The organism is Candidatus Bathyarchaeia archaeon, from assembly GCA_041447175.1.
Classification (GTDB): domain Archaea; phylum Thermoproteota; class Bathyarchaeia; order Bathyarchaeales; family Bathycorpusculaceae; genus JADGNF01.
In genome coordinates, this window is sequence record CP166960.1 from 1320302 (window position 1) to 1346859 (window position 26558).

The following is a 26558-nucleotide window of genomic DNA, read 5'->3' on the forward strand; positions in this document are numbered from 1 at the left end:
AAAAGAGGCAGTAGAAGAGGATCGCTTGTTAGCGTCCTTCTCTGACAACCACGGTTTCTGACAGGAAGTTAAAGATTCTCTGCCTCCGCTTGGGATACAAAGCCCAGCCGATGAGTAGATCCAGCAGTAAGAAGAAGGCTTTACCGACGCTTTCCAGTGCTGCATGAACCAAATCGATGCGGCTCCCGTCTAGCCGTACCACTCGTAGACGCATAAGCATCTTTCCGAAGGATTGCCCTGAAAGGCCCTCCATAAGCGTCCAGTATAGGAAGTAGAGAACGCCTCCTGTGCCAAAGTTGACAAATGGAAGCCAGCTTGGCAAAAACTCAAAAGGTTCCCAAGCAAACCATGTGAAAAACTCCAAAAGACCAACCAAGACGCCGATTATGATTACGTCTATGAGCCACGCAACAAAGCGTTCTCCCCACGAGGCTAAAGACAACTGGGATGCGATAGGCGCGGCTTGACGGGGAACATCAGATTCAAAGAAGACAGCGGTTCCGCATTTTGGGCAGAACCGGTCTTGGGGCGTTAATAAATTGCCACATTTTTTGCAGTAAGGCATGAATTTTCCTCGAACATATCTCTTCACTTCAGCTATATCTGGTTTTTCTAAACATAGATATTCCGCTGAATGGGTTTAAAGACTTAAATCTTTGCGCTCATCTGGGTAATTGAGGCGCTTACTTATGTCGTATTGTCAAAAATGCGGCGCCGAGCTAGACGAAGATGCGAAGTTTTGCCGAGTCTGCGGCGCACCGGTGGAAGCGAAACATACTGAACAAGAAACGTTCAATCACAAAAGACACAGGTCACCCTACACGGTACCCCTTGCCGTCGTGATAGTGGTTGTTTTATTTGGGGGATTAGTTGCGGCGGCAGCAATTGTACCGTTAAGGCAGACAGATTTTAGCCAGAAAGAAATCGCATCAGCCGTTCCTGACGTAAACACGGTCTACGTGAACTTTGAGGCTGACATAGCCGACGTTAATATTATTCCAACTGATTTGCCTGACCAACTTGTGAAGCTTGATGTTTCCGCGGTTGGTTCCACGGGGCTTTTTGGGTCAAACTCTGAGCCTGTTAAGGTGACGTTTACTAATCACACCCAAGACGGCATCCTCACAGTCACATCAAAGGTTTCCCGCACTGAATCATGGATTTCGATTTTTAACCTTGAAGTTACCTGTGACCTGTACGTGGATTACTCTGTTGACCTTAACATTGATGCTCACACCGCAGTGGGAAAAGTGAGCCTGAACTCCCAAGTTCCTGTGGTCTTCCAAAACTTAACGCTGAAAAGCACCACAGGCAGCGTTGAAACCAATCTTTCAGGCTCAGCTGTTTTGACTCAGGATGTTTCTGTTTCGACCACAACGGGCAATGTTGATTTTTCGTGGAATAATGTTCAGGTTTCAAAAAATATCTCCGTGACCTTGGCAACAACCACTGGTGAAGTAACGGCGAATGTTGCCCACTCCAAGGTTCTGGCGGGTAACGTGTCGATTAGTGCTCAGACCACAACGGGCAACGTAAACATTGGGGTGGACATAAGCGGCGACGTCGGCGCCCAGTTAACCTCCCACACAACCACTGGAGGCATAACCGTAGATGCCACGAGCTTTAACGGCGACAGCTCCCCAGTGTATTCTAGCAATTACCCTGCATCAAGCAATTTCCTTGTGGACTCACAAACCTTCACGGGCGGAATTCATCTTAAAGGGGGGTATCACAACCAAGAGCCTGAGAAGCCTTTTCCCGAACAAGCGCGTGACGCCGCCGTATCTTACATAAAGGCTAATCACCCAGACGCGGCGCAGTTCATAAACGGCTTTGACTGGGCAGGAGGCAGACAAACCCCTGAAGGTCTTGATGGGGCAGAAACATACTCATACGTCAGCCAAAACTGGAACGTAACCATCCACTACCCCGTGGTCCCCAACCCCAGTTACGCGGTTATGGCAAACTACACACACGGAGACGCCTCGATTGCTTGGGAGGGAACATGGCAGAATGGAGACATAGCAGAGACCAACTATGCAAGCACGCTTATGACTTCAATGCAGGAAGAAGCCCGCAACGACGTGATGGGGTACATAAGAGAAGTTCATGTTGAAACCGCACAGTTCATCAACGACTTGAACTGGAGTGGAGGCAGAGTAGACACGGGACTGTTAGGCGCTGAAAAATATGTTTATACTACCTTGATGCCGATTCCTGGCGGAGCAGGCTGGACCGTAGCGCTCACTTACCCGGTGGTTCCTAATCCTGTGTACACAGTTACGGCTAACTATACGCAGACGGGCGTCCTGTCACCCTACAGTGTCCTCTGGGAGGGCACATGGCAAGACGGCGCCGTAAATGAAACAAGCTACAGTTCAAACGTGCCTGTGACGCAGGAGCAAATCCGCGACTCAACCATGAATTACATTAAATTTAGCCATAACGAAACCGCGCAGTTCATGCAGGACCTGAATTGGACAGGGGGTAGAGTGGACAGGGGCTTACTTGTTGGCTCGGAACGTTACACTTACTTAAGCGGTGGCTGGAACGTCACCATGACATACCCTGTTGTGCTCAACCCGATCTACGCTATCACTGCAGACTACAAAGCTCAAGGCATAGGCATACCATACCGGGTAATCTGGGAAGGCACCTGGCAAAAGGGCACCCTAACCGAAACCAACTACACATTCGCCCAGTAACCCGCCGCCCTTTTCCTAAATCTTTAAATTGAAACTGCAACCATCTCAAAGGCAGACAAAGGTGACAATTTTGAGTGACGAAAAAAAGTTTACACCTGAAGAACTAGCAAAGTTTAACGGAAAAAACGGTAACCCCGCATACGTTGCTTTCAAGGGGAAAGTTTATGATGTCTCTGAAAGCAGCTTCTGGATGGACGGAGACCACCTTGGCGCTCACGAAGCAGGCAAGGACCTCACAGAAGAAGTAGAGATAGCGCCCCACGGACCTGAAAACCTGGACCGCGTCAAAGCGGTGGGTGTCCTCAGCCAATAGGGCAACCATCACGCTGTTAAGTTAGAGGTTGGGGGTTTCGTAGCGTATAAGCGAGAAAATCTCGTGCTTGTCGCCCAATAGTTTACGTCCACCGCAGTAAGCCAGCTCAATCAGAAAGCCTAAACCCACAACTTCGCCGCCGAGTTTCTCGACCAAGTCAATGTTGGCTTTAACAGTGCCGCCGGTTGCAAGCAAATCGTCGATGAGAAGAACTTTTTCTCCTTTTTTGATTGCGTCAGCTTGAATTTCAATGGTGTCCGCCTCATACTCCTTCTGGTAAGTCAGAGGTTCACATTCACCGGGAAGTTTACCCTTCTTTCGTATGGGCACAAACCCTACTCCCAGCGCGTAAGCCAAAGGGGCACCTAAAATGAAGCCTCGGGCCTCATTTGACGCAATAACATCAATGCTTTTGTCTTTGTAGTGAGCGGCAAGTTTGTCGATGGCTTCTTTGAAAGACGCTTGGTCTTTGAGCAGGGGCAAAATATCCCAGAAAACAACCCCTTTGAATTCGGGAAAACGCCTAATTTTTGCTTTCAAATCCATTTCATTTCACTCCATTAAACTAAAGCGCCAGTCAACGCGCAGCCACACTCGCAAACTTCTCTTTGCGCAGGCAACGCGGCAACTGCGTCCACAATTATTTTTTTGACTTTTTCCACGTTTGCACGCATTGTAGAAACGATTTCTTCTGTGCTGACAGGGTGGTCTTTCCAGCAGTCATAATCAGTAATCATCGCGGTGGAAGCATAGCAGAGTTCGGCTTCGCGGGCGAGAACACATTCAGGGACCATAGTCATGCCCACCACATCGGCGCCCCACATTTGAAACATCCGCGACTCTGCTTTTGTTGAGAACCGTGGACCTTCAATGCAAATGTAGGTTCCTGTTGGATGCGCAGTGATGCCTGCTTTTTCCGCCACTGCAAGTAGGGTTTTTCGTATCTCGGGGCACATGGGCTCAGCGACCGAAATGTGGCAGACCTTATCCTGCGTGTAAAATGACTGCTCCCGTTTGGTGGTTCGGTCAATGAATTGGTCAACAAACGCCAACTCGCCGGGTTTGTATTCTTCTCGCAGAGAACCCACAGTGGAGACCGCTAAGACCCGTGTGACGCCCAGCTTTTTGAAGGCGCATATGTTGGCGCGGCTGTTCACGTCGGTGGGACGGATGGTGTGTTTGCGTCCGTGACGTGCTAAAAACGCCACTTTCTTGCCTGCTAACTCGCCGACAGTAAACGAGTCCGAAGGGGCACCGTAAGGAGTGTTAATTTCTACTTCTTGGATGTTTTTGAGTAAATTGGGGTCGTAAAGACCTGTTCCTCCGATAATTCCGATTTCGGCTTGCATGAGACCGTACTTCGGTGGTTTGACCTTATAAAAATAGCGACCGAAAAAACAGTCAAAACAGAATTCCAACACATCAACAGTACAGAAACAAGAACAGTTGTTAATTATTTGCCATAGTAAAGGAAAAGGGGTTTAGGCTTACGGCCTGATTTCTTTTCGCAAGAAAAGAATGTAAGATGCAATGAAGCACACAACCATGCCAACTGTTATTGCAGTGAATTGGGGCCAACTTGCTTCTATGCCCTGATTCGGGTTAAAGGAGCTTAAGGGGCTTACATAAACCGAGTACCCGCTTAAGATAATGCTGCAAGCAGAACTGTAAAGGTAAGACGGCGAAATGCTCTGGATTGCATTTTGCAGAGACGATCTTTGCTCTATTCTTTGCATGTACAACTGCGTTTGGCTCTGGTCAAACTGACCGCTACTTGAGGTCACGAACTGAATTTGCTGTATGGGAACAATTGCGTTAGCTATGAATGAAGCCAGAATGGTTATGACAAATAAGAAAAATATCCAAGTGAAAACAGTTGTCACCATGGCAGTTGTTGTTTTCTTAAAAACGGTCGAGAACAGAAGGCTTAGAGCAAGCCAAAACCCAAGGTAGAGAATAGTAAGCAAGGTAAATGCAATAATGCGGGAAACTTCAGCGGCAGTTGGTCCAAAGCCTACAATGGGAATTGCTAAACCAACCATTATGCCGACCGTGCTCACCGCCATAAGAGAAAGCGCGGAAATTCCAGCTAAAAATTTGCCGTTTACTACGGCATCACGGTATATAGGTTGGGTCAGAAGAACGGATAGGCTGCCACTTGAACGCTCCTTGTTGATTGCATCAAAGCCTAAAGCTAAACCGATAACGGGACCAAAATACATCATGAGATACGTGAAGGGTAAACCAGCGAAGGCACTGGTAAATATCGAGAGAAAGTTTGCTCCTCCAAAACTTACGCTGCTTATTGCGCCTTGGCTCATGTTAGTTTTGATGGAGGTGGCACCCTGATAGGCAGACATCGTGGCTAAGGCAAGGATGAGAACGAAAAGGATTATGAAACGTTTACTTCCTAAATGGTCGGCAAGTTCCTTTTTGAAAACGGTAACAAAATTTGCCATTAATCACCCTCCTCGTAGTAACGCAAGAAAATTTCCTCCAAACTATGCTCTTTGGGCTTCATAAGCAGAATAGTGGATTTATGTTTGGTTATTGTTTCAGATATTTCTCGAGCTTGGTTTTTCTCCATATGCACGTACAGCCGACTGTTTTCCTGAGTGACGGAAGTTACTCCGCTGATGTTTTCGATTTCTTTTACCAACTCCGCGGGAGTTTCTGTTAACTCAAACTCTAAGATGGAGTTATTGACTGCACCAAGTTTACTGGACAAGTTTTCTATGGTATCGTCGGCGATGAGTTTTCCTCTGCGAATGATGAGAACACGTTGACAAGTCTGTTGCACGTCATGAAGCAGATGAGAAGAAAGCATTATGGTAATCCCATGTTCCTTGTTAAGCTTGATTAACATATCCCGAACTTCTTTAGTTCCTTTAGGGTCTAAACCTATTGTGGGTTCATCAAAAAAAGCGACCTTAGGCTGCTTAACCAACACTTCAGCGATACCTAAACGTTGCTTCATGCCTCTAGAAAACTTTTCCACCTTTGTATCTGCCCACTGCGTTAACCCAACGGCGTCAATAAGCTCTTTGATGCGGTTTTCTCGCTCTAAACTGGGCACGTCATTTAATTGGCAGATATACCGTAGGTTTTGTTTTGCTGTTAGGTCCTCGTAGTAACCTGCACCTTCGGGCAAAAGCCCCGCAACAGTGCGGACTTTTCGAGAGTCTTTTATGATGTCGTAGCCTGCGACGACTGCCGTTCCTGAAGTGGGAAGGGAAAGCCCCATCAGCATCAGGAGGGTGGTGGTTTTTCCAGCGCCGTTTTGCCCCAAAAACCCTAAGAGTTCGCCCTTGTTGATGGTTAAATTTAGGTTGCTTACAGCTTTGAAGGAGCCGTATTGTTTTGTTAGGTGCTGAATGTCGATTATGGATTCAGGCACTACTATCTCCTCTTAAACTTCCAGAACACCACTACAAGAATCGTGATGAATAAACCTGCTACGCCAACGCCGATTAAGCCCCATGAAGTTGAAGCCGAAACCGTAACACGCACTTGACCAGGGTTAGAACCCATTTCAATACTATCACCTTTCACGCTAACCATGTAATCGCCTGCAACAGCGTTTTCTGGGGCGGTTATGCCAACGTTAAACGTAGCTGCATCTCTTGCTCGAACTACATCTACTTGCGAAGGTGTAACAGTATAAGACCACCCGTCTGGAAGGGTAACATTAACCACCACGTCTGTTAGAGGCGTATAGCCAACATTGGTCACCGTTGCTGTAAATGACGCGGTTTCGCCACTGGTTGCGCTGAGCAGATAGGTGGACAGGGATAAATCTACGCGGTAGGAGCCGATTACGGTGGTTGTGAGGTTTGTTTCACCCAGCACTATGCCGCCTTCCGATTTAATCTGGACTGGAAGCAGGTAGGTGTCAAGGTTGACGGTACTTGGGGGTGTCACTTGCAGAGAGAATTCGCTGGTGTTGCTTGCGTACAGAAAGAGTCTAGTCACCTCGACGTCGCCCAGTCTAAAAACGGCTTTCCAGTTCGGAGGGGAATCAACCGACAGAAACAGAAGGCGGTCGGTGGTGCCCAAGTTTGAAACTGAAAGTGGGTACACTACGGAGTTTCCTGCTTCAACCGCAACTTCGGGAAGTTTGGATGTTAGAATGATTTCGTTGGGGGTTTCTGTTAAAGCCACCGTTAAGGGTAGGGAGTCGGTTATGTGTTCACCTGATGTTTCTGCAGTCTGAGCCGTTAAGGCGAAGGTATAAGTTAACCCAGTGGTGGCGTTGAGGGGTGATTTAACTTCAACCACCAAGTCTGCTGCTTGGTTGGGTTCCAGAAGAAGGCCAGTTATGTAGTCACCGCTTGTGGTTCTTATGAAGGCAGTCCAGTTTTCAGACTGTGAAATTGCGGTAACTGTAAAAGGTACCTTAACGCTGAAGGGGTTCGTTAAGGTTGCTTGGAACTTGACTGTTTCTCCTGGTGTAGATAGCTTACCCAGATATTGACAAGACAAAATGGAGGTACTTGGCAACTCGACCGTTACGGTGAAGGTCAGGGTTGTCGTTGCCTCTCCTATCGCAGAAAGAGTCAAAGTGTACGTTCCACTGGAGCCTAACGGAACCGCTACGTCCAATTGCAGGTTGACGTTTGAGCTTGGTGATAGGGCGGTGTTTTTAATTTCGTGGTCACTGTTATCCAAGACTTTGCCACTCCAACCAGACGGAGTTTGAACAGCGAAACCAACGGGTTCGATGCCAGTACCAACATTGCTCACTGTGAAGGGTAAAGCAAGTTTGCTGCCTGGACTTGCTGTTGTCCCCAAAATTGATGACGTTAACCAGAGGGTTTTGGGTAAGGAGACGTCAGCAATGGTGACATTGCCAGTGGAGTTTAAGGAAACGGATTTGGTGACTGTGACATAGCCAGCTTTTGAGAAGTGTAGGGAGTATGTGTTGAAACTGGGTAACTCAAAGCTGAATGTCCCGTCAGAGGAACTCTGGACGCTTTGGATAAGGTCACCTTTAGAAGAAAATGAGCCCACAGTAACAGTGGACAGCCCGTTGCCGTTCTCATCAGTTACTCTGCCAGAGACATACACAGGGTCACTGAAAGGATTATGAACTATCACCGAAAAGTTTAGCGATGCACGGTTTGCCCCGATGGCAGTTAAAGAAATGGGGTAATTCTTTTCTTCTAACACTGTTGAAGGGATACTAAGTTCTAACTGGAGAGAGATGCTTTGCCCCGAAGCAATAGCCACCTGCGCAACCTCAAAATTACTCTGCAAAACCCGCGCAGACAACTCCACAGGAGCAGAAACCACAAAATCAACAACCTCAACCCCATCACCCGAATACGACGCCACAAACGGAATCAAAACCCTATCCCCAGGAACAGCAACCAAACTCAAAGTCGAAGCCGAAAGCCCCAACGCAGAAGAGTAGGGGTCAGGTTGAGTTTTCACCATTACTGTGAAGTTAATGGACGAACTGGTTGTTCCGTGGGCAATTAACGAGAGATTGTAGTTGACATCTTGGGATAAGGAGGAAGGAACGTCAAGTTGCAGCTGGAGAGAGATGCTTTGCCCCGAAGCAATAGCCACCTGCGCAACCTCAAAATTACTCTGCAAAACCCGCGCAGACAACTCCACAGGAGCAGAAACCACAAAATCAACAACCTCAACCCCATCACCCGAATACGACGCCACAAACGGAATCAAAACCCTATCCCCAGGAACAGCAACCAAACTCAAAGTCGAAGCCGAAAGCCCCAACGCAGAAGGCAAAGCTATAGAGCCTAAGTGCTGCACTGCGGTTGCGACTTCAATTGTTTTTACCACTGCAATGTAGCCTACTCGGCTGATATGCAGTTTGTATGTTCCATAGTCAGCGTTGGCAATTACAAAGTCTCCTTCGGTGTTAGTGACGGTGGTCATGATGGCTGCCCCACTTGGGGTTTGGAGGGTAACTTGAGCATTTTCTAAACCAACCCCAGCGCCATCTGTGACTTTGCCATGAACTGCCGTTTGGGATTCTCCATAAACGGAGCTTAGTGAAGACGAAAAAACCAGAATTGAAGTGCAAAGCAGGACGATTAAAGATGCAACTTTGATTTTTGAGCCTTTTCCTGAAAACAGTTTTAGATTTCTCATGAGAGTTCCCCTTGTTTGATCCCCAGTTAGAGATATGGAAGATTATCACCCCTTAATTGGGACTAATAATTCCACGGATAGTGCAATCTCTTAGGGTATTAAAGACTTTCGAAAATTACACCCAGCCCATCACCTCACGAAACCTAAAAAAACGAAAGAAAAACCTTAAACAAAGTTAAAATAAAAAAGAAAATGTGCCTGAAAGTTATAGTTTGCCAATGGTTACAGAAACGACCCGAGTTTGTCCGTCGCGTATCGCCGTGAAGTCCACAGTTTGCCCAGGCAAGGTGTGCCGCTCCAAATAAGATAAGAGGTCGTCGGTATTGGCGATGCGGGTTCCGTTGATGCCTATTATGATGTCACCGCCTGTGATTATCTGAGAACCCAAAACCGTAACCCTCGTCGAGCCCCCAATGAGCCCGTTCATGGCGCCTACGGTTTCAACAAGCCACCCATAAGTGACGTTAGTGCCCACTGCTTGCGCAATTTGGTAGGTCATGTCGGTTCCCGCCGCGTTTATTGTTGGATGCTGGTCATAGACGCCGTTTTTGACAAGTGAAGAAACCTCGCGGAGAATCGTATCCGACGGAATCACAAACCCTAACCCTTCGGAGTTGCTGACTGCAGCGGTGGTTATGCCTACAACTTCGCCACGGTAGTTAATCAGGGGTCCACCGGAGTTGCCGGGGTTGATGGCAGTGCTGGTCTGGATAACGTCAGGGATGTTTATGTTCTGTGTGCCGTCTGTTTCGGTGATGGTTCTGCCTAACGCGCTAACGATGCCTGTGGTTAAGGTTCCTGACAAGCCATAAGGTGAGCCTACTGCCACCACAGGGTCACCGACTTGCAGGTTGGAGGAACTGACAAGGGTCACAGGCTGAAAATCCGCTGATTCACCGTCAAGGGCAAGAACAGCAAGGTCCGCTTGGGGGTCAGCACCCAACACCCTTGAGGGATAGCTGTCGCCGTTGGCGAAAGTCACGGTTACGTTGACGGAATTTTGAATCACATGATTATTGGTGACTACCACGGGGTTGCTGCCGACTAGGGTTACAAACCCTGAGCCCTGTTGCTGTGTGTACCCAACTAAGAAGCCGCCGAAAATGCTGTATTGCGGCACAAAATCCTGGATGACAACCACTGAAGGTCGAACTTGGCTGTACAAGGCGGCGAGAGAAACATTTTCAGTCAAAACGTAAGTGGCGTTTGGGTACGAAACGTAGGTGACGTTGGTGGGTGGCAAATTTTGCAGTTGCGCCTGCAAATCTCCGATGCGCCCATTAAAGGTGGCGTAACTAAGCGAGAAACCAAGTAAGCCGCCGCCAATCAACCCCACCAGAAGAATCGCAGCCAAAACAAGGGCAGAGAAACGTTTTGCTTTTCTGGTTTTTCGGGGCGGTTCAGGTTCACGGGGTGAAGGCGGTTGCGGAGGTGAAACCTCAGGAACGGTAGAGGCATCGGGGGGTTCATTTTGCGGGTTTTCCATCATGCGTCACCTCTTTTTCAAGGGTTAACGATGCTTCTGTAAGGGTGGAAGCCCCGTATTTACTGATATCGGAGAAAACCTCTTGGCTGGAAGTTTTGACGCTTAAAGGAGCCGCGGCTAAACTGATGTTTACTCGCCACCTCTGCGCTTCATGTCTACGAAGAGTTTCCAGATTTTTGACATGATGATTAGACAAGTTCACCAAACCCAGTTTTTGTTGAAAACAATTCGAAAAAAGGGAAGGAGGGATTATCCTCCTGCTCGGATTTCTCGGCGCAAGAACAGCATGTAAGCCGCAACAAAGCAAGCAATAGTGGCGACTGCTATGGCGGTGACTTGGGGCCAGCAGGAGGATATGCTTTGGCTGGCTTCAGGGTCACGGAAAGGTGTCCCAGATGTCCCAGACACGAAGCCAACTGAGATAGAACTGGATCCCGAACCGCCTCCCAGAATGGTTGAAGCTGCCTGACTGAACAAATACGACGGTGAAATGCTTTGGATGGCTGATTCAAGGGAGGTTCTTGTCTGCATTTGAGTTATGTATGTGGAGGTTTCGTTTTGGCGGAAAATGTTGACGGTTGCGTTTCCGAAATCGAAGCCGCCCTCGCCTCCAGGCTGCCTGAATGACTGGTTACTTGGAATCGTTATGGATTGAAAACCAGTTGGTGAAGAAACAGGCACTGCGGCGTTTGCAATCAGTGAAGCCGAAATTGCTACGATGAAAACAAAGAACAGCCAAGTTGAGATAGCGGCGAGAATAGAGGAGGTTGTTTTTTTGATGGCGGTGGAGAACAAGAGGCTCAGGGCAAGCCAAAACGCCAAGTATAGCACCAAGAGCAGGGTAAAGAAGACTATGCGTGAAACGTCTGCAAGTTCGGGACCAAAACCCAGTAGCGGAATGGAGACTCCGACCAGTATGCCTACGGTGCTGCCCGCCAGCAATGCCAGAGCGCCAACGCCTGCGAGGAATTTACCGTTAAGTATTGAATCGCGAAATATGGGCTGAGACAGAAGCACGGAAAGGCTTCCCGTGGAGCGTTCTTTGTTAATGGCGTCAAAGCCTAAAGCTAACCCAATGATTGGACCAAAATACACCATCAAAGTAACAAAGGAAAAGCCACCTAGCGAACCAGTAAAGACAGACATAAAGGTTGGGTTGAAGCTGTCACGCACGACGGCGGCGCCTTGATAAGCCGACAGGGTGGATAACGCAACTATCAAGAGGAAAAGCAGGATGTAGCGTTTGCTGCCCAACTGGTCGCCAAGTTCCTTTCTGCATACAGTCATAAAGTTTGCCATTTTTAGTCCGCCTCGTAGAATTGAAGGTAAATTTCCTCCAAACTGTACTCTTTGGGCTTCATGAGCAGAATCGTCGAGTTATGCTTGGTTATGGTCTCAGAAACTTCCCGTGCCTTGTTGGCGTTCATCTTCACGTAGAGCCTACCGTTTTCCTGATTAACCGAAGTGACGCCGCTTATGCCTTCTATTTCTTTAAGCATGTCGGGAGCCATCGTGGTCAGCTCGAATTCGATAACGGGTTGCTCGCGGCTCAAAAGTTTGCTGGAGAGGTTTCCGATGGTGTCGTCGGCGATGAGTTTGCCCGCGCGAATAATCAGCAGTCGATTGCAGGTCTGCTGCACGTCATGCAACAGGTGTGAGGACAAAACGATGGTGATGCCCTGTTCCTTGTTGAGCCTAAGCAGAAGTTCACGAATGTCTTTGGTGCCCTGTGGGTCTAAGCCGATTGTGGGTTCGTCAAAAAAGGCCACCTGCGGCTTCTTCATCAAAACTTCCGCTATGCCCAGCCGTTGCTTCATACCTCTGGAGAACTGCTCTACTTTTTTGTCGGCAACTTTGCTTAACCCCACGACCCCCAGCAGTTCTGCTACACGTTTATCGCGCTCTAGTTTGGGGATGTCGTTGAGTTGTCCGATGTAGCTGAGGTTTTGTTTTGCGGTCAAGTCCTCGTAGTAGCCTGCGCCGTCGGGGAGGAGCCCACAGACGGTTCGCACGGCTTTTGAGTCCTGCACGACATCGTACCCCGCGATTTTGGCGGTGCCCGATGTTGGCACACTTAGCCCCATCAGCATCAGGAAGGTGGTGGTTTTTCCTGACCCGTTTTGGCCCAGAAGCCCCACAACTTCGCCTTTGTTGACGTTTATGTTCAGGTGGTTTACTGCTGTGAACTCGCCGTATGTTTTGGTGAGTTCACTGGTTTGAATGATTGGTTGGGACATTTTTTCATCTCCGTTTGAATTTCTTAAAGACTAATACCAAAATCACGATGAACAGTGCCGCTATGCCTATGCCGTAGATGCCCCACGAAGTAGAAGTGGATATGGTGACGCGCACTTGGGAGGCACTGGAGCTTGTTTGGTCACTTGAACCTTCAACGGTAACCATGTAGTCGCCTGAAACAGTGGAGGAAGGCGTGGAGACTTCAACGGTGAAAGACACGGATTCCTTAGGACCAAGCGTTCCCACCTGTACTGGGGACACAGTGTAGTCCCAATCTGACTCTGGAAGGGTAACCTCAAGTGTGACGCCAGTAAGGGTGGAGTAGCCTGAGTTGGTGACTGCTGCTGTGAAGGATGTGTCTCCGCCGCTGGTGGTGCTAGTCAAGTACGTTGACAAATTCAAGGAGATACCGTAGGAGCCTGTGATGGTTGCGGTTAAGTTCAGTGAGTCCAATTCAGCGCCGCTGTCAGATTTTACGTGGATGGGAATGGAGTAGCTGCCCACAGAAACGGTGCTTGGAGGAGTTACGACAAGGGTGAGGGCACTGGTGTTTCCTGAGTATAAGTAAAGTGTGGTCACTTCGGTGTTTCCCGATTTGAAAACCGCTTTCCAGCCTGAAGGCACCTCAGCGGACAAGAAAAGACGTCTGTCTGTGACGCCCAAGTTCGCGACGGTTATGGAGTAGTCTGCGGTGTTTCCTGCCGTTATGGCAATTTCTGGAAGGGACGCGGTAAGGGTTACTTCGTTTGTGGCTTCGGTTAAAGCGACAGTTACAGGAATCGAACTGGATAAGTTGTAAGTGGTAGATTGCGCCTTCACTGTAAAGTTGTATGTTTGTCCAGTGATGGAGGAGGGGGCGGTTTCCACTTGGATGCCCAGATTCACTGATTGCCCTGCATCAAGAAGAACCTCTGTGACTGTTTCGCCTGTGTTGGTTTTTACGGAAGCGGTCCAATTTGCTGGAATAGAATCAACTGAGACTTTGAAGCGGGCGGCAACACTGAAAGGATTGGTTAAAGAAACGGTGAATTTGGCAGAGTCCCCGGGTGTGACTGATATTCCTGGGAAAGAACAAGACAGCAAGGATTCTTGGGCTGCAGCTGTTAAGCCCACGCTCAACTGTAAAGACGACGTTAGAGCTTGCCCAACGGGTTCTGCCTTCAACTGTAGATTATATGTTTGGTCTGTGGCTGCGTTGTCAGGCGAAGTCACCATGACAACCAAGTTTGCTGCTTGGTTTGCGTTAAGCAGTAGCTCGGTAACTGACTCCCCTGTTGAAGTCTCAACCGAAACGGTCCAGCCAGAGGGAACCAAATCAGCCCACACTTTAAACCGCATTGTAACACTGTAAGGATTAGTCACAGTAACCGCGAACTTGGCGGAGTCCCCCAAAGAAACCGACATCCCTGTGAACGGGCAGGACAGCAAAGAAGAATTACTTACACCTACGTTCACGTTGAAGCTCAAAGTGGAAGCTGTTTTGCCAGTCGCGGACAAAGTCAGATTGTGGATGCCTGAAGCGCTGATGGGAACCGTTACTTCTAACTGTAAGTTGGAAGTTGACCCTGCCGCCAACGAAAAGCTGTTAACTTCACGTCCCGTGGAGTCCAGAATCGTAGCGGACCAGCCGTCGGGGCACGACGCAGAGAACGTTACTGTTTGTGCGTCTTGGCCAGCATTGGTTACGGTGAAGGGGAGTTTTAGTGCGTTGCCTGGACTTGCAGTAGTGCCTATCACTGAAGAAGATAGCTGCAGGGTTTTAGGCAGGACGGTTTTGCCAAGGTTCATTGTTTGACTTTGCGAGCTTATGTTGACGTTTTTGGTGGTGTCCGCGTAGCCGTCTTTGACGAACGTAAGGGTGATTGATGTGGAGACTGGAATTTCGATGCTGAAGGCGCCAGTGGTTGAGGTGGAGACACTTTGCCGCAGAATCCCGTTGGAATCGTAAGCGTAAACAGTGACCCCGCTTAAGCTGTTGCCTGATTCATCTACTGCTGTCCCCGTGACAATACCCGTGGATGGAGAGGTAACTAACACGGTAAAAGCCATAGAGGAGTCTACTACCCCAGACGCATTTAATGAAATGCTGTAAGCTTGATTCACCGCAGCGGAGGATGGAACAGTGACCTCTAATTGAAGCGCAACACTTTGCTGGGAAGCCAAAACTATGGTAGAGACCTCAGAGTTACCGTTTAAAACCCTCACCTTCCAGTCTGATGGAGCAGAAGTAGAAAACGTGGTGGTTTCACTTTCGCCTCCAGAATTCTTCAAGGTTACTGGAAAAGTGATTTGGTCGCTGGGGTTAGCTACTTGGCTCAGAATCGAGGCGGTAAGGTTTAATGCTGGAGATAACGTCAGGGTGCCAAGATGCTGCCCAAACGTGTTCACCATTATGCTTTGGACAAGCTTAGCGTAACCTGTTTTGGTCAGGGTAAGGGTGTATGTTCCAAATTCAAGATTGACTATAGTGAAGTTCCCATATGAATCAGTGTATGTGGTTAAGACTTGCGCACCCGACGAACTGACGGTTACTGCAGCATCGCCTACTCCGGTGCCTGCAGCGTCAAGTATTGTGCCCTTAACAACGGTACTTTGCGTGGAGGCAAATGCGGGTGTTGTCGCCAACAAAGTCAGCATCGAAGCCCCGTAAAGCAAAATTAGGGCAAGAACAGATGCTTTTTTTCTGGCAACACGTGATTTAAAGGGTTTAGAGAGTCTAAACTTGTGTTCAGTGTTTGTTTGGTTCATTTAAGTCACCTTAAAATTTTGAGGTTTTTGAAAAACAGTTGGTTAAAAGATTTATCGAAAGAAGTCTCACGCTACACTTCAACAAAGAAAAGTAAGAGAAGGAAGAAGATTTTGCATCCCCTGAATCCGTTGCAGAAAAATCACCAGCTTCAGCGTGCCGTTTTGTGTGACTATGTCTTCTGGATATAACCAGCGAAGCCACAATCATAACCACCGCAACGGCGGCAATTACGACATAGATGAAGTCAAAAGAAGAGGAGGCGCCCTCTTGCTCTGAAGGCGAAGTTTGCTGTACAGGCTGGGGAGAAGGAGAGGAAAAAGGAGCCGCGTCAAAATCTTGTGCCGTGACCACCGAAAGCTCAGGGTGAAGAGTTTTTATCTCGTTAACCACTGAGGATACGTCCTCCACGTTTGCGTCGGCGAATACTTTAAGGTTGGAAATTTTTCCTGCGTTGCCGGATATTGATTGAGCGTCAGAGAGACTCATGTAAACGGCGCCTGAATTGAGGAGCCCAGAGGGCGCCCCGTATATGCCCACCACTTTGAAGGACTGTTCAAAAAGGGTAATCGTATCACCGATTTTTGCATCGAGAGACTCGGATGTACGCTCACTTACAATGACTACGCCGCTGTCGGCTGCTTGCAAGTTCCGTCCTGCAGTTATGTTTGTGGGGAGAACTGGGCAGACATCAATAATGGAGGAAGACAGGGGTACCCCCATTACGGTGTAGAAGTTAAAAGTGGGTTGTTCTTGTGGATTAGGGGTTATGGTTAAGTTTTGGTTTTCAGACACCTGTAGAGTTGGAGCAACGGCAACAACCCCGCTGATTGAGCTAATGTCAGAATATGAAGATTCATTCATCAAAGAAACACCAAGTCGCATAAATGATCCCCCGTCAAACACTGAACCGTTGAGTTCTTGACTGGGCAGGGGGAAGCTTCCAAAATCACCAAATTGTCCATCCCTGGTTCCAAACTGGCCAGGAGCAAAAGTCCCGTCGGGAAAAGCTGACCCAAAGTTGGTCATGTTTTCAGGAGCCAAACCGTTGAATACAGGAGAGAGGCTACAGTCAATTTCAACTAGCTCAACGCTTGATGCCTCAGCGGCGGTTTGTAGGGTGGATGCTTCTGCATCGTTATAAGACTGCTGAGGTTGGGCAGCGGCTACGGATACAGGGGCGGAAATCAAAAGCACTAACAAAAAAACAAAGAAAAAGGACGCGGCAGTCGTTTTGTGCTGACCGCAGCCAGAAGACCTTAAAAGAAAAGTGGATGGTAAGCCGCAAAAACGGTTTGGCATGGCAAAACTATTTTCATCACCTATCGGCGCATTCAAGATTTTCGTTTCTCCCAAGTTTCGAGCTTGCTTAACCGAACTTCCAGATATTTCTGCCAAGCTCCGGGACGGCTGAGGATAAAGAGGGGCAGCTCAAACCGTCCCGAAACCGGTCGAGTCTTCGGAGAGTGGGGTGTGTTGCGTTGCTCTCGGTCTTTGAGGGGCTCGAATTGTTTAAAATCATTTTTCAGGATTACACCCAATTCTCTCCCAAATCTGTCCCTACATTTTTGAATAGAAAAAGTTCAGAGGGATACGTTTATAGCTGGAACCAAGTAAGGGTTGTTAAAGAATCTCTGCGGAGTAAAAATCATGCCTGTCAATGCGCGTCCGTTGAAGTATCTGCTTGGGTGGCTAATCGCTGGAACTCGAGGAGGCATGACGCGTGCAGAAGTTATAAAAAAGATACATGATACTCCGCAAAACGCAAACCAGTTGGCAAACGCCCTTAAGTTAGACTATAAAACGGTACGGTACCATCTGGAAGTTCTGGAGAAAAACCATATCGTGACATCGGTGGGGGACAAGTATGGGGCAACATATTTTCTGACCCAAACCATGGAAGACAATTACGCCGTGTTTGAGGAGATTCTGAAGAAAATATGGAAAAAATAGAAAAGGGAGAGAATGAAAGAGGAACTTAACAATGAGCAGGAAACTAAAAATCGTAATCGCTATAACAGCGTTGATAGTTTTAGCGGTAATAACAGGGGTTATGGCTTCATACATATACACTAGCAGTACTCAAGCACAATCAAGCTCTCCATTCTCTCGACAGCCCCAAGTGGTTGCCTTCTCAGATTTACAACTCTACTACGTTGCCCGAACCGTCTTCTCCGCCATCAACATCACGCTTCTAGTTGTTCTCATAATAACCTACGCTGGCATCTACTTGAAGACCCGCTCGGAGTTCACCATTGGACTGCTGCTTTTTGCCATCGTCTTTCTTATAAAAGACTTAGCGGCAAGTCCCTTCATCCCTGGAGCGTTCGGTTTTGGGCTGTTCGGGTTGGGTCCTTTCGTGTTGTGGTGGATTATTCTGCCGGACTTGTTTGAACTCATCGCGCTCTCAGTCCTAGTCTATCTGAGCATCAAGTATTAAGCCGCTGTAAGGAACGCTAATATCACAGCAGAGCCTATAATGGGGAACAGGAAGGTTTTTCGTGCAGCCCCAACCCCAAACTCCAAATCAAAACAAGCCGAACAGGTTAATTAACGAAAAAAGTCCCTACCTGTTTCAACACGCCTACAACCCCGTGGACTGGCACCCATGGAGTCCTGAAGCGTTTGAAAAAGCCAAAGCTGAAAACAAGCCCATCTTTCTAAGCATCGGTTACTCCTCTTGCCATTGGTGCCATGTTATGGAGAAAGAATGCTTTGAGGACCAAGAGGTTGCTGAGCTTTTGAATGCGTCGTTTGTCTGCATCAAGGTTGACCGAGAAGAACGCCCCGACGTTGACGCCGCGTATATGGCTGTTTGCCAAGCGATGGGAAGAAACTGTGGGTGGCCGTTGAGTATTTTGATGACGCCGCGTTTAAACCCGTTTTTTGCCGGCAGCTACATACCTAAAGATAGCCGTGGAGGCATAGTTGGGTTGATGGAGCTTGTGCCTCAGGTTATGCAGATTTGGCGGATGCGAGGAAACCAACTAGACATAATGGGCGCTGAAATCAGGAGCCGCGTTGAATATATGGAGAAACGCACCCCAGAAAACGAATTGGGAAAGGCAGTGCTGGAAGAAGGTTATGAAAGTTTGGCGCAGAACTTTGACGCTGAACACGGCGGGTTTGGGCGAGCGCCTAAATTTCCCCGTCCTCACAGCCTGCTGTTTCTGCTACGCTATTGGAAGAGCACCGGCACCCAAGACGCTTTGGATATGGTGGAGAAGACGCTGCGGCAGATGCGGTTAGGCGGCATATTTGACCAAGTAGGGTTTGGCGTTCACCGTTACAGCACCGACCAGCGTTGGTTGGTTCCGCATTTTGAAAAGATGCTCTACGACCAGGCGTTGCTGGCGTTGGCGTACACGGAGATGTATCAGGCGACGGGGGCGGGCAAATTCAAGCTCACCGCGAAGGAAACGTTGGAGTATGTTTTGCGGGAGTTAGCGCCTTCAGAAGGCGGGTTCTATTCGTCGCAGGACGCGGACACCGAAGGGGAAGAAGGCAAGGTTTACCTGTGGACCATGCAGCAAGTCATGGAAGTCTTGGAGCCCGCGGACGCGGATTTGGCGGTTCAGCTGTTTGGGTTATCGGCGGAAGGTAACTATATCGAGGCTGCCGTTGGAAGAAAGAACGGCAAAAACATTTTGCACATTGCAGAACCCTTAGAGGAAATTGCCGCATCAAAAGGCGTATCCCTTGATGAACTCATCGCCAGAATGGGCAGAATTCGCAATGCCCTCTTTGAGGCACGCAAAACCCGTACGCCGCCAGCCACTGACATTAAGGTGTTGACAGACTGGAACGGGCTGATGATTGCGGCTTTAGCTAAAGCAGGCAAAGTTCTTGAAGAAGCCAAATTTGTGGATGTAGCAAAGAAAACGGCGAACTTCTTTTTGACCCAAATGCGAAACTCAGAGGGGTCACTGTATCATCGTTACGCAGGGGGTGAAAGAGCTGTGGAGGGTTTTCTGGATGACTACACCGCTTTAGTGTTTGGGCTACTTGAGCTCTATGAGGCAACATTTGACAAACAGTACCTAAATTCCGCCGTGGAGCTGACTCAGAAAATGAACACGCTATTTTGGGATGACCAAAACGGCGGATACTACTTCACAGCGGCAAAGCCAGCCTCAGGAATGCCCAGAATGAAACAGATTTACGACGGCGCCTCACCATCAGGCAACTCCCTAGCGCTGCTCAACCTACTGCGGCTCAGTGTTTTGGCTGACGAACCGGTTTTTGAGGAGATGGCGCGCAAACTTGTTAAGGCGTTTTCGTTGGAAGTGCAAAGCGCACCAGAAGCGTACACTTGGCTGCTTGCAGGCGTGAATTTTATGGTGGGACCATCTCAGAGCATCGTGCTGGTTGGCGACCCTGAAGGAAAAGACACAGAAGAAATGTTGAGGGCTTTACGAGAACAGTATCTGCCCAACATGATGGTTCAGCTTCGGGAACCAGCGGATACAGGCGTCGGCTATGAGCAACTGGAGGGCAAAGCAACCGCGTACGTTTGTCTTAATCAAACGTGCATGCCGCCGACAAACCAGACGCAGAAAATGCTGGAGTTACTTGGCGCCAAATAACGCTAAACCCACGTTCTTTTGTGATAAAACAAATAGTTTTCAAGAAAGAAAAAACAAAGAAAGAAAAAGAGAACTCAGCTTACTTGCTGAGTTGCTTGCGCATTTCTTCGTAGGTGTTCTTGATGTCTTCAACAGACGCGTCGTCTTCGAGGGTGGATACGTCGCCGATGGGTGCGCCGACAAGGACTGCTTTGAGGATTCTGCGCATGATTTTGCCGCTTCGCGTCTTAGGTAGCTTGTTGACGATGACGATTGCGTCTGGGGTGGCAATGGGGCCGATGGTGACGCGTATGTGTTTGACGAGTTCTTTGCGCAGGTCTTCGCTGGGCTGTACACCGCTACGCAGCACAACAAATGCGACTGGGACTTCGCCTTTGACAACGTCTTCTTTGCCCATGACTGCGGCTTCAGAGATTGCTGGGTGAGAAACCAACGCGGATTCAAGCTCGACGGTGCCGATTCGGTGACCTGCAACTTTGAGAACCTCGTCAGCTCTGCCCAGTAGCCAGAAGTAGCCGTCGTCGTCGCGGACTGCGTAGTCGCCTGTGTAGTAGGTGTTTGCCCATCTGCCAAAGTATGTTTGCTTGAACCGTTCGGGGTCTTTCCATAGGGTCTGCAACATGCCAGGCCAAGGAGATTTCACCACGAGGAAGCCTTTGGTGCCAGCGGGGACAGATTGACCCTTGTCGTCGTAAATGTCGGCGTTTATTGCAGGCAGAGGAAGCGTTGCAGAGCCGGGTTTTTGTGGGGTGAGTTCGATGCCGCTTAGGGGTGCAATCATGAATCCGCCTGTCTCGGTCTGCCACCAGGTGTCGATTATTGCGAGTTTTTCTTTGCCGATGACGGTGTAGTACCATTTCCATGCTTCAGGGTTTATTGGTTCACCGACGGTGCCCAAGATGCGTAGGCTGCTGAGGTCGTGTTTGTTTGGCCATTGTTCGCCGAACTTCATGAACATGCGAACTGCGGTGGGGGTGCCATAGAGGATGGAAATGCCGTGACGTTCGATGATGCTCCACCATCGGTCTTGAGCGGGGTAATCAGGAGTGCCTTCGAACAGAAAAGCGGTTATGCCTAAGCTCAGGGGGGCGTAAACGTTGTAGGTGTGTCCTGTAATCCAGCCGATGTCGGCAACGCACCAGTAAATGTCTTCGTCAGTTGGGTTAAATGCCCATTTAAGGGTCCAGTAAGCCCAAACCAAGTATCCGCCTGTACCATGTTGAACGCCCTTGGGTTTGCCTGTGGTTCCAGACGTGTAAAGGATGAACAGGGGGTCGGTTGCTTGCATCTTTTCAGGTTCAACATATGCGTTTGCGCCAGCTTGTGTTAAAACGTCATCATACCAGAAGTCTCTGCCCTCTTGCATCTGGACTTGTTGACCTGTGCGTTTGACGACGATTACTTTTTCTACGGAGGGTGTAGTTTTGAGGGCGCGGTCAGCGTTGTCTTTGATGGCGATTGGTTTGCCTCTGCGGAAGGAGCCGTCGGCGGTTAAGAGAACTTTGGCGCCTGAATCATTAACGCGGTCCGCTAGGGCTTCGGCGCTAAATCCACTAAAGACGACAGCGTGAACCACTCCGAGGCGTGCCGCTGCAAGCAGGGTTATGGGGAGTTCAGGTATTACTGGAAGGTAAACAGCAATACGGTCGCCTTTTTTGAGTCCGAAGTCTTGGAGAACTTTGGCTAGTTTGTTAACTTCTCGGTAAAGTTGGTAGTAAGTGTAGGTTTTGACTTCTCCAAGTTCGCCTTCCCAGATGTAGGCAAGTTTGTTTTTTTTGGCAGTTTTCACGTGCCTGTCTAGGGTGTTGTAGGAAGCGTTCAGTTCGGCGCCGTTGAACCACTTGTAGAAGGGCGGGTTTGAATCATCAAGGGCTTTTTCGGCGGGTTTAAACCAGTCTATGGCCTTTGCTTTTTCTGCCCAGAACGCTTGAGGATCCTTTAAGGATTGTTCCCAAATCTGCTTCCGTTTTTCTCCGGAAGTGATTGTTTCAGAGCTTGGAGAATATTTTTCGTTAAATGGTAAGCTAGCTTCTGACATTTCTTTTCCATCCGAATTTGGCTGGACAACGTTGAGATTTAAAGAATATAAGCTTTATTGGTTTTTGATTCTATTGACACCCCCTTTGAGTAGGAGTGCACCACAGCGGTTAAACTACTCAAACGCAAGCGGTGTTCTTTGTTTGATGTTGTGTCCGTACAGTCACATACCCTTAAAACGAGACCGCGAGTCTAGAAATAAACGGTACTAAGTTTTAGGAGGTGTGATTTAAATGTCTGACAAAAACATAGATGTGACGGAGCGGATGCAGAAAATCGGCGAGACAATCACCGAGTACCGAGAAAAACTGGTTTCTACTTTTAAGGACATGGAGGTCGACGTTAAGGATTGGCATTTTGCAGTTGGCAAAACTGAGAACGAATATACAGTGGAGGTTAACATAAAGATCGGCATAAAACCGAAGAAAGAGTAGAGGCAGAGGATAACCAAACGCCGATTCTTCGCCAGCATCTTACACTCGAAGAACCTTTTTCTTCATGATTCTCGGGTTGAATACTTTTGCCTTGTATCTGTATTTTTTGTTGTGTTCAGGCAGATTTTGAACTTTTTTATTTCGGTTTATTTTTCTGTCAAGCGCAGTACAGAATGCGATCAGTGTTTTTCAGTTGGCGGTCTGGAAATCTTACTGACAAACCTTTTCATCTTTTAGGGTATTTCGTCTGTACTACACGCGTGTTGTGGCTGCGGTTATGCGAAGTGTAACCTTCTGGTTGCCGATTAAAGTTGGCTACATCATTATTCAAGTGGTTGGGCACAGCAGTTGTTGAAGGTTGAAGTTCGCCAGAAAAATGAGGCTAAACAAAAAAGGAAACCGATGCGCACATTGAAATGGAGACAGAAGGATAGCTATATTGGGAGTTTGAGGTTTAACTTTAGGGAGGTTGCCACCAAAACAGATAAAAACACGGGGGGCGTCCATGAAAATGGCAATCGGTGAAAATGATGCCTGCTGAAGTAACTAACGTAGAAAAATTCGTCGAAATGAGCGCAAACGCCAAGTTCTGCGCGGTTAAAAGGCTGAAAGGCTCGGTTAAGTTGAAGCTTCGCACGCCAAGCACTTTGTACACGTTGAAGGTTGAATCTGGAAGAGCAGAGGAAACCATCAAGAAGCTTAAGTGTGAAATTAAGGAAGTTTAGCTTTTCTTCGCCACTTTGTGGCATCTTTTAAATTCTATTTTTACGCAGCAGTTTTTTTGTAAGAAGTTTTTGTTGTGTTGCATTTTTGAATGTGGGAGAGATTTGGGAAAAAATTCGTAACTCATAAAAACACTCCTTTACGCCTATATAGATAGTGGGTGATGAAAATGAAGAAAATTGCCCTTTCCGCGTTTATATTGACACTTTTGGTTGCCTCAACAGCTGCTAGTGTTTTTGCGCAGCCTCAAGCTGTGCCAGGGGTTTATGTGGGGGACACATTCACGTATCAATCCATCTACTATTGGAACTCTACAAACCCCAACGATGTTGTGCCGGCATACTTAGCAGCCCAAAATGAATCCACACTGCAGGTCACTGTGCAGCAGGTTGCAGGGTCTACTGCGGTTGTTGAAGAGGTTTTTACGTACAAGAATGGGTCACAGGTGTCTACTACTGAAACAGACGAAGTTAACAGCGGAATCACGGGGACGGTGCTGCTTTACGCGGCGAACTTGACGGCGGGCAGCTTGCTTTTTCCAGGGTCAGAGTTGCCTTATGTTATAAATGGCACAAGTTTTCGCGACTTCGCAGGTGAAGCCCGACAAGTGAATCATATCGAGGTGAACAACACCGGCGGGGAAGACACAGCATATAGCTACATGGACCTTTACTTTGATAAACAAACAGGCGTTCTTATCGAATACTACTTGACCAAAGTCTACACAGAACTGCCAACCCAAACCACAACACAACACCTTGTTCTGCAGGACTCCAACGTGTGGACAATACCCGAGTTTCCAGCCGCACTAATGGTGCCACTGTTTTTAGCAGCCTCAGCTGCGGGTTTAACGCTGGCAGTAGTTCAGAGAAAGCGCAGGGCAAGAGATGCCCCAGCAGCTTAACCTGCATATCCGTTAACGAGTCAGGTTAACCACCGTTTGCAAAAAGAATCCGCTTTCAGTTTTTTGAGATTCGGGCTGCTTTTCTGGTTTAGCGTTCAATTTTTGCTTCGTTAACGTTTTTAAATGGGCAGAAAAGGCGGCGTTTGGTCAGGGGCGGCGGCTTTTGACTGAGCCAAAAGCGTAACATAACCAGCCATAATGCATGTAGTAAGAATTCATATAGTTTTAAAGAAGGTGCACTCATAATTTTGGATGTGCCTCAAATGCGACCATCCGCCCGCGCCAAACGAGCCTTAACGCCAATCTTGGCTACGTTACTTATAATTGTGATAGCGGTAGCTGCAACCGCCGTAACCTACGCGTGGATTTCGACCAGTGTAGAAAACGCTACCGAGCAGGCGGGAGTGTTCCTGTTTGAAGCAAACGTAGCTTTCCCCACCCCAGACACCATAACCTTAGATATTGGAAACTCGGGAACCTCCGACGCACAGATTCTCGCCGTTTATGTAGCGGATTCGTCGTCAAATTTTGAAAGCCAAACTTTGTCTGCTGCGATTCCGGTTCCGGCAGAAGAAATAATCAGTTTCAACATAACTTATCCTTGGACTGAGGAAGGCACATACAAGTTCAAGGTACTGTCCACTGCGGGACAACAAGCATTAACATATGTTGCCAAGGCACCCGCAGAGCCAATGGACACTGGGTCGCCCACGAGTCCCCCGACACCTACACCTTCACCTACGCCCACTCCAACCCCAACGCCCACTCCAACACCTACAGCAACCCCAACGTCTACGCCATCACCGACTCCTACACCTACGCCAACCCCAACACCAACTCCGACGCCTACACCTACACCATCACCGACACCAACGCCTACTCCTACCCCTACGTCCACCCCAACTCCAACGCCCACCCCGACGCCAACCTTAACATCAAACCCGAACAAACCAGTAAACATCAAGTTCACAGCGGAGGGATTGAAAAACTTCTCAGGCGGAACCATAGTCACCATTGACGGCACACCCTACGACTACTATGACTTGCCTTGGACAACTTTCAAGTGGGTTCCAGGAACGACCCACAAAGTGGAAGCATCAACGCCTCTTAAAGGCTGGGATGACAACATCTTCAGGTTCGTCAGTTGGACCAACGGTAACGGACTGAAAGAGGTTTCAGGAACTTTTACAGTACCCGAAAAAGACACAACAGTCACAGTAAACTACGAGCAGACAACCGTAACCATAAACTTCGCGACAACAGAGATGTCTAAACTAAGCGGCGGAATAGTCCTTGTAATCGATGAAGTAGGATACGACTACTGGGATTTACCCTCAACTTATTTCATATGGGAAAAAGGAACAACCCACACTGTAACAGCCGTAACACCACTCTTAGGCTGGAACCACCTTATCTATACCTTCTCCAGCTGGACCAACGGCAACGGACTAGAAAAGGCCTCAGGAACATACAAGACACCGGACACAGACGCTAACGTTATAGCAAACTATGACTCAAGCAAATAATGTGAAGAAGGAGAAAAAGGTTCGTTCACCTTTTTACATCAATCAACAGATTTCCCGTTACAGGTTTGGATCGTTGCACAGTAAGCATAGACCAACTAGCTGCAAAAGCACCCTGCTTAGCACTCAAAGCGGTGTCGCCGCCGGCAATGACAACCACATCGCCCTCCTTTGGGTCAAGATGCCCATGGATCAAACGGGCAGCATCAGGAAATGCCACTTCAATGTCTTCACTGACAGATTCAATACGCAAACGTCCGTCCTGAAAAACAACGACCACTGCACAAAGCGCACCCGCAGCAACTGCCATGTCACGCTGTTCAATGCCTGACCTTACTTTGCTGTTGCATCCTCGCACCAGAAAAGCAAAATTGAAGTCGTACCCAGACAGCTCTGACCGCAAAAACGCCACCCGTTTAGGAAAAAACCTCTCCAGTTCTCTCCAAATATGTAAACCTTCCACGGTTAGTACGCAACCGGCTCTGGAAATGCCCATCAAACCTGCATTGACTAACCTTTGTACTATAGTGCGGATGGCGCCTTCGCCGACAGCTATCTGTTCTGCAAGGCGGTTACGTCCGATTCTTCCTTTTGACATGAACTCCAAGGCACAAAACAAGTGGAAAACTCCAAAGGATAAAGGAGGACCGGGAGCTTTCACTTCCACTAAGCGTTCAAGGAACTGTTTTAGTGCAGTCCCTGTGTTACTTTCGTCTCCATACATTTTTTGTGTCACCTCCCAA

23 protein-coding genes are annotated in these 26558 nt (G+C 48.3%); 9 read left to right on the forward strand and 14 right to left on the reverse strand.

What is annotated here, in order from left to right:
• Nucleotides 1-28 precede the first annotated feature (28 nt).
• Nucleotides 29-565: an RDD family protein gene (locus ACBZ72_06925; protein XES78598.1), complete on the reverse strand. Its 537-nt coding sequence runs from the start codon at nucleotides 563-565 to the stop codon at nucleotides 29-31.
• Nucleotides 566-689: 124 nt separating this feature from the next.
• On the opposite strand from ACBZ72_06925, the gene ACBZ72_06930 reads away from it, so the two are divergent.
• Both ACBZ72_06930 and ACBZ72_06935 read left to right on the forward strand, forming a co-directional pair.
• Complete coding sequence (locus tag ACBZ72_06930; protein ID XES78599.1) at nucleotides 690-2705, forward strand: zinc-ribbon domain-containing protein; 2016 nt, start codon at nucleotides 690-692, stop codon at nucleotides 2703-2705.
• 61 nt (nucleotides 2706-2766) lie between these two features.
• Nucleotides 2767-3018: a cytochrome b5 domain-containing protein gene (locus ACBZ72_06935; protein XES78600.1), complete on the forward strand. Its 252-nt coding sequence runs from the start codon at nucleotides 2767-2769 to the stop codon at nucleotides 3016-3018.
• Between the two features lie 21 nt (nucleotides 3019-3039).
• On the opposite strand, the gene apt is transcribed toward ACBZ72_06935, so the two are convergent.
• From apt to ACBZ72_06990, 11 genes are all read right to left on the reverse strand, one after another.
• Entirely contained in the window at nucleotides 3040-3564 is a 525-nt protein-coding gene (gene apt / locus ACBZ72_06940; protein XES78601.1) for an adenine phosphoribosyltransferase, read from the reverse strand.
• A gap of 14 nt (nucleotides 3565-3578) precedes the next feature.
• Nucleotides 3579-4367: an S-methyl-5'-thioadenosine phosphorylase gene (gene mtnP / locus ACBZ72_06945; protein XES78602.1), complete on the reverse strand. Its 789-nt coding sequence runs from the start codon at nucleotides 4365-4367 to the stop codon at nucleotides 3579-3581.
• Between the two features lie 138 nt (nucleotides 4368-4505).
• Nucleotides 4506-5477: an ABC transporter permease gene (locus ACBZ72_06950; GenBank protein XES78603.1), complete on the reverse strand. Its 972-nt coding sequence runs from the start codon at nucleotides 5475-5477 to the stop codon at nucleotides 4506-4508.
• Nucleotides 5477-6415 (reverse strand): ABC transporter ATP-binding protein, encoded by a 939-nt coding sequence (locus tag ACBZ72_06955; protein XES78604.1) that lies wholly within the window; start codon nucleotides 6413-6415, stop codon nucleotides 5477-5479. Before ACBZ72_06955 ends, ACBZ72_06950 begins: the two co-directional genes overlap by 1 nt.
• A 2-nt stretch (nucleotides 6416-6417) precedes the next feature.
• The gene (locus ACBZ72_06960) at nucleotides 6418-9138 is read right to left on the reverse strand and encodes a carboxypeptidase regulatory-like domain-containing protein (protein ID XES78605.1); all 2721 of its coding nucleotides are present in this window, start codon (nucleotides 9136-9138) and stop codon (nucleotides 6418-6420) included.
• A gap of 205 nt (nucleotides 9139-9343) precedes the next feature.
• Nucleotides 9344-10624, reverse strand: a complete 1281-nt coding sequence (locus ACBZ72_06965; GenBank protein XES78606.1) for a S1C family serine protease — start codon at nucleotides 10622-10624, stop codon at nucleotides 9344-9346.
• Nucleotides 10605-10820, reverse strand: a complete 216-nt coding sequence (locus tag ACBZ72_06970; protein ID XES78607.1) for a hypothetical protein — start codon at nucleotides 10818-10820, stop codon at nucleotides 10605-10607. The genes ACBZ72_06965 and ACBZ72_06970 overlap by 20 nt, the downstream gene beginning before the upstream one ends.
• A 53-nt stretch (nucleotides 10821-10873) precedes the next feature.
• Nucleotides 10874-11923: an ABC transporter permease gene (locus tag ACBZ72_06975; protein XES78608.1), complete on the reverse strand. Its 1050-nt coding sequence runs from the start codon at nucleotides 11921-11923 to the stop codon at nucleotides 10874-10876.
• A 2-nt stretch (nucleotides 11924-11925) separates the two neighbouring features.
• On the reverse strand, nucleotides 11926-12861 hold the full coding sequence (locus ACBZ72_06980; GenBank protein XES78609.1) for an ABC transporter ATP-binding protein: 936 nt from the start codon (nucleotides 12859-12861) through the stop codon (nucleotides 11926-11928).
• 4 nt (nucleotides 12862-12865) lie between these two features.
• Complete coding sequence (locus tag ACBZ72_06985) at nucleotides 12866-15610, reverse strand: NEW3 domain-containing protein (protein ID XES78610.1); 2745 nt, start codon at nucleotides 15608-15610, stop codon at nucleotides 12866-12868.
• A 10-nt stretch (nucleotides 15611-15620) separates the two neighbouring features.
• Nucleotides 15621-16799 (reverse strand): ABC transporter permease, encoded by a 1179-nt coding sequence (locus ACBZ72_06990; protein ID XES78611.1) that lies wholly within the window; start codon nucleotides 16797-16799, stop codon nucleotides 15621-15623.
• A gap of 459 nt (nucleotides 16800-17258) precedes the next feature.
• On the opposite strand from ACBZ72_06990, the gene ACBZ72_06995 reads away from it, so the two are divergent.
• From ACBZ72_06995 to ACBZ72_07005, 3 genes are all read left to right on the forward strand, one after another.
• Entirely contained in the window at nucleotides 17259-17561 is a 303-nt protein-coding gene (locus tag ACBZ72_06995) for an ArsR/SmtB family transcription factor (GenBank protein XES78612.1), read from the forward strand.
• A 31-nt stretch (nucleotides 17562-17592) separates the two neighbouring features.
• Nucleotides 17593-18048, forward strand: a complete 456-nt coding sequence (locus ACBZ72_07000) for a hypothetical protein (GenBank protein XES78613.1) — start codon at nucleotides 17593-17595, stop codon at nucleotides 18046-18048.
• Between the two features lie 61 nt (nucleotides 18049-18109).
• Nucleotides 18110-20194 carry a thioredoxin domain-containing protein gene (locus ACBZ72_07005; protein XES78614.1) on the forward strand — a complete coding sequence of 695 codons (2085 nt, stop codon included), beginning with the start codon at nucleotides 18110-18112 and terminating at the stop codon, nucleotides 20192-20194.
• Nucleotides 20195-20273: 79 nt separating this feature from the next.
• Here ACBZ72_07005 and acs read toward each other — a convergent pair whose 3' ends face one another.
• A complete protein-coding gene (acs, locus tag ACBZ72_07010; protein XES78615.1) occupies nucleotides 20274-22232 on the reverse strand; it encodes an acetate--CoA ligase in 1959 nt (652 codons plus the stop codon).
• A 232-nt stretch (nucleotides 22233-22464) separates the two neighbouring features.
• On the opposite strand from acs, the gene ACBZ72_07015 reads away from it, so the two are divergent.
• From ACBZ72_07015 to ACBZ72_07030, 4 genes are all read left to right on the forward strand, one after another.
• Nucleotides 22465-22665: a hypothetical protein gene (locus tag ACBZ72_07015; protein ID XES78616.1), complete on the forward strand. Its 201-nt coding sequence runs from the start codon at nucleotides 22465-22467 to the stop codon at nucleotides 22663-22665.
• A gap of 530 nt (nucleotides 22666-23195) precedes the next feature.
• Nucleotides 23196-23390 (forward strand): hypothetical protein, encoded by a 195-nt coding sequence (locus ACBZ72_07020; GenBank protein ID XES78617.1) that lies wholly within the window; start codon nucleotides 23196-23198, stop codon nucleotides 23388-23390.
• A 167-nt stretch (nucleotides 23391-23557) separates the two neighbouring features.
• Nucleotides 23558-24292 (forward strand): hypothetical protein, encoded by a 735-nt coding sequence (locus ACBZ72_07025; protein ID XES78618.1) that lies wholly within the window; start codon nucleotides 23558-23560, stop codon nucleotides 24290-24292.
• 248 nt (nucleotides 24293-24540) lie between these two features.
• Complete coding sequence (locus ACBZ72_07030) at nucleotides 24541-25818, forward strand: hypothetical protein (GenBank protein ID XES78619.1); 1278 nt, start codon at nucleotides 24541-24543, stop codon at nucleotides 25816-25818.
• Between the two features lie 25 nt (nucleotides 25819-25843).
• On the opposite strand, the gene ACBZ72_07035 is transcribed toward ACBZ72_07030, so the two are convergent.
• The gene (locus tag ACBZ72_07035; protein XES78620.1) at nucleotides 25844-26539 is read right to left on the reverse strand and encodes a DUF4443 domain-containing protein; all 696 of its coding nucleotides are present in this window, start codon (nucleotides 26537-26539) and stop codon (nucleotides 25844-25846) included.
• Nucleotides 26540-26558 lie beyond the last annotated feature (19 nt).

Bases quoted from the DNA above. Each gene is read 5' to 3' on its own strand.
- ACBZ72_06925 (XES78598.1), bottom strand. From the start codon at position 565: ATGCCTTACTGCAAAAAATGTGGCAATTTATTAACGCCCCAAGACCGG.
- ACBZ72_06930 (XES78599.1), top strand. From the start codon at position 690: ATGTCGTATTGTCAAAAATGCGGCGCCGAGCTAGACGAAGATGCGAAG.
- apt (XES78601.1), bottom strand. From the start codon at position 3,564: ATGGATTTGAAAGCAAAAATTAGGCGTTTTCCCGAATTCAAAGGGGTT.
- mtnP (XES78602.1), bottom strand. From the start codon at position 4,367: ATGCAAGCCGAAATCGGAATTATCGGAGGAACAGGTCTTTACGACCCC.
- ACBZ72_06950 (XES78603.1), bottom strand. From the start codon at position 5,477: ATGGCAAATTTTGTTACCGTTTTCAAAAAGGAACTTGCCGACCATTTA.
- ACBZ72_06960 (XES78605.1), bottom strand. From the start codon at position 9,138: ATGAGAAATCTAAAACTGTTTTCAGGAAAAGGCTCAAAAATCAAAGTT.
- ACBZ72_06965 (XES78606.1), bottom strand. From the start codon at position 10,624: ATGGAAAACCCGCAAAATGAACCCCCCGATGCCTCTACCGTTCCTGAG.
- ACBZ72_06975 (XES78608.1), bottom strand. From the start codon at position 11,923: ATGGCAAACTTTATGACTGTATGCAGAAAGGAACTTGGCGACCAGTTG.
- ACBZ72_06980 (XES78609.1), bottom strand. From the start codon at position 12,861: ATGTCCCAACCAATCATTCAAACCAGTGAACTCACCAAAACATACGGC.
- ACBZ72_06985 (XES78610.1), bottom strand. From the start codon at position 15,610: ATGAACCAAACAAACACTGAACACAAGTTTAGACTCTCTAAACCCTTT.
- ACBZ72_06995 (XES78612.1), top strand. From the start codon at position 17,259: ATGCCTGTCAATGCGCGTCCGTTGAAGTATCTGCTTGGGTGGCTAATC.
- ACBZ72_07000 (XES78613.1), top strand. From the start codon at position 17,593: ATGAGCAGGAAACTAAAAATCGTAATCGCTATAACAGCGTTGATAGTT.
- acs (XES78615.1), bottom strand. From the start codon at position 22,232: ATGTCAGAAGCTAGCTTACCATTTAACGAAAAATATTCTCCAAGCTCT.
- ACBZ72_07015 (XES78616.1), top strand. From the start codon at position 22,465: ATGTCTGACAAAAACATAGATGTGACGGAGCGGATGCAGAAAATCGGC.
- ACBZ72_07020 (XES78617.1), top strand. From the start codon at position 23,196: ATGCCTGCTGAAGTAACTAACGTAGAAAAATTCGTCGAAATGAGCGCA.
- ACBZ72_07025 (XES78618.1), top strand. From the start codon at position 23,558: ATGAAGAAAATTGCCCTTTCCGCGTTTATATTGACACTTTTGGTTGCC.
- ACBZ72_07035 (XES78620.1), bottom strand. From the start codon at position 26,539: ATGTATGGAGACGAAAGTAACACAGGGACTGCACTAAAACAGTTCCTT.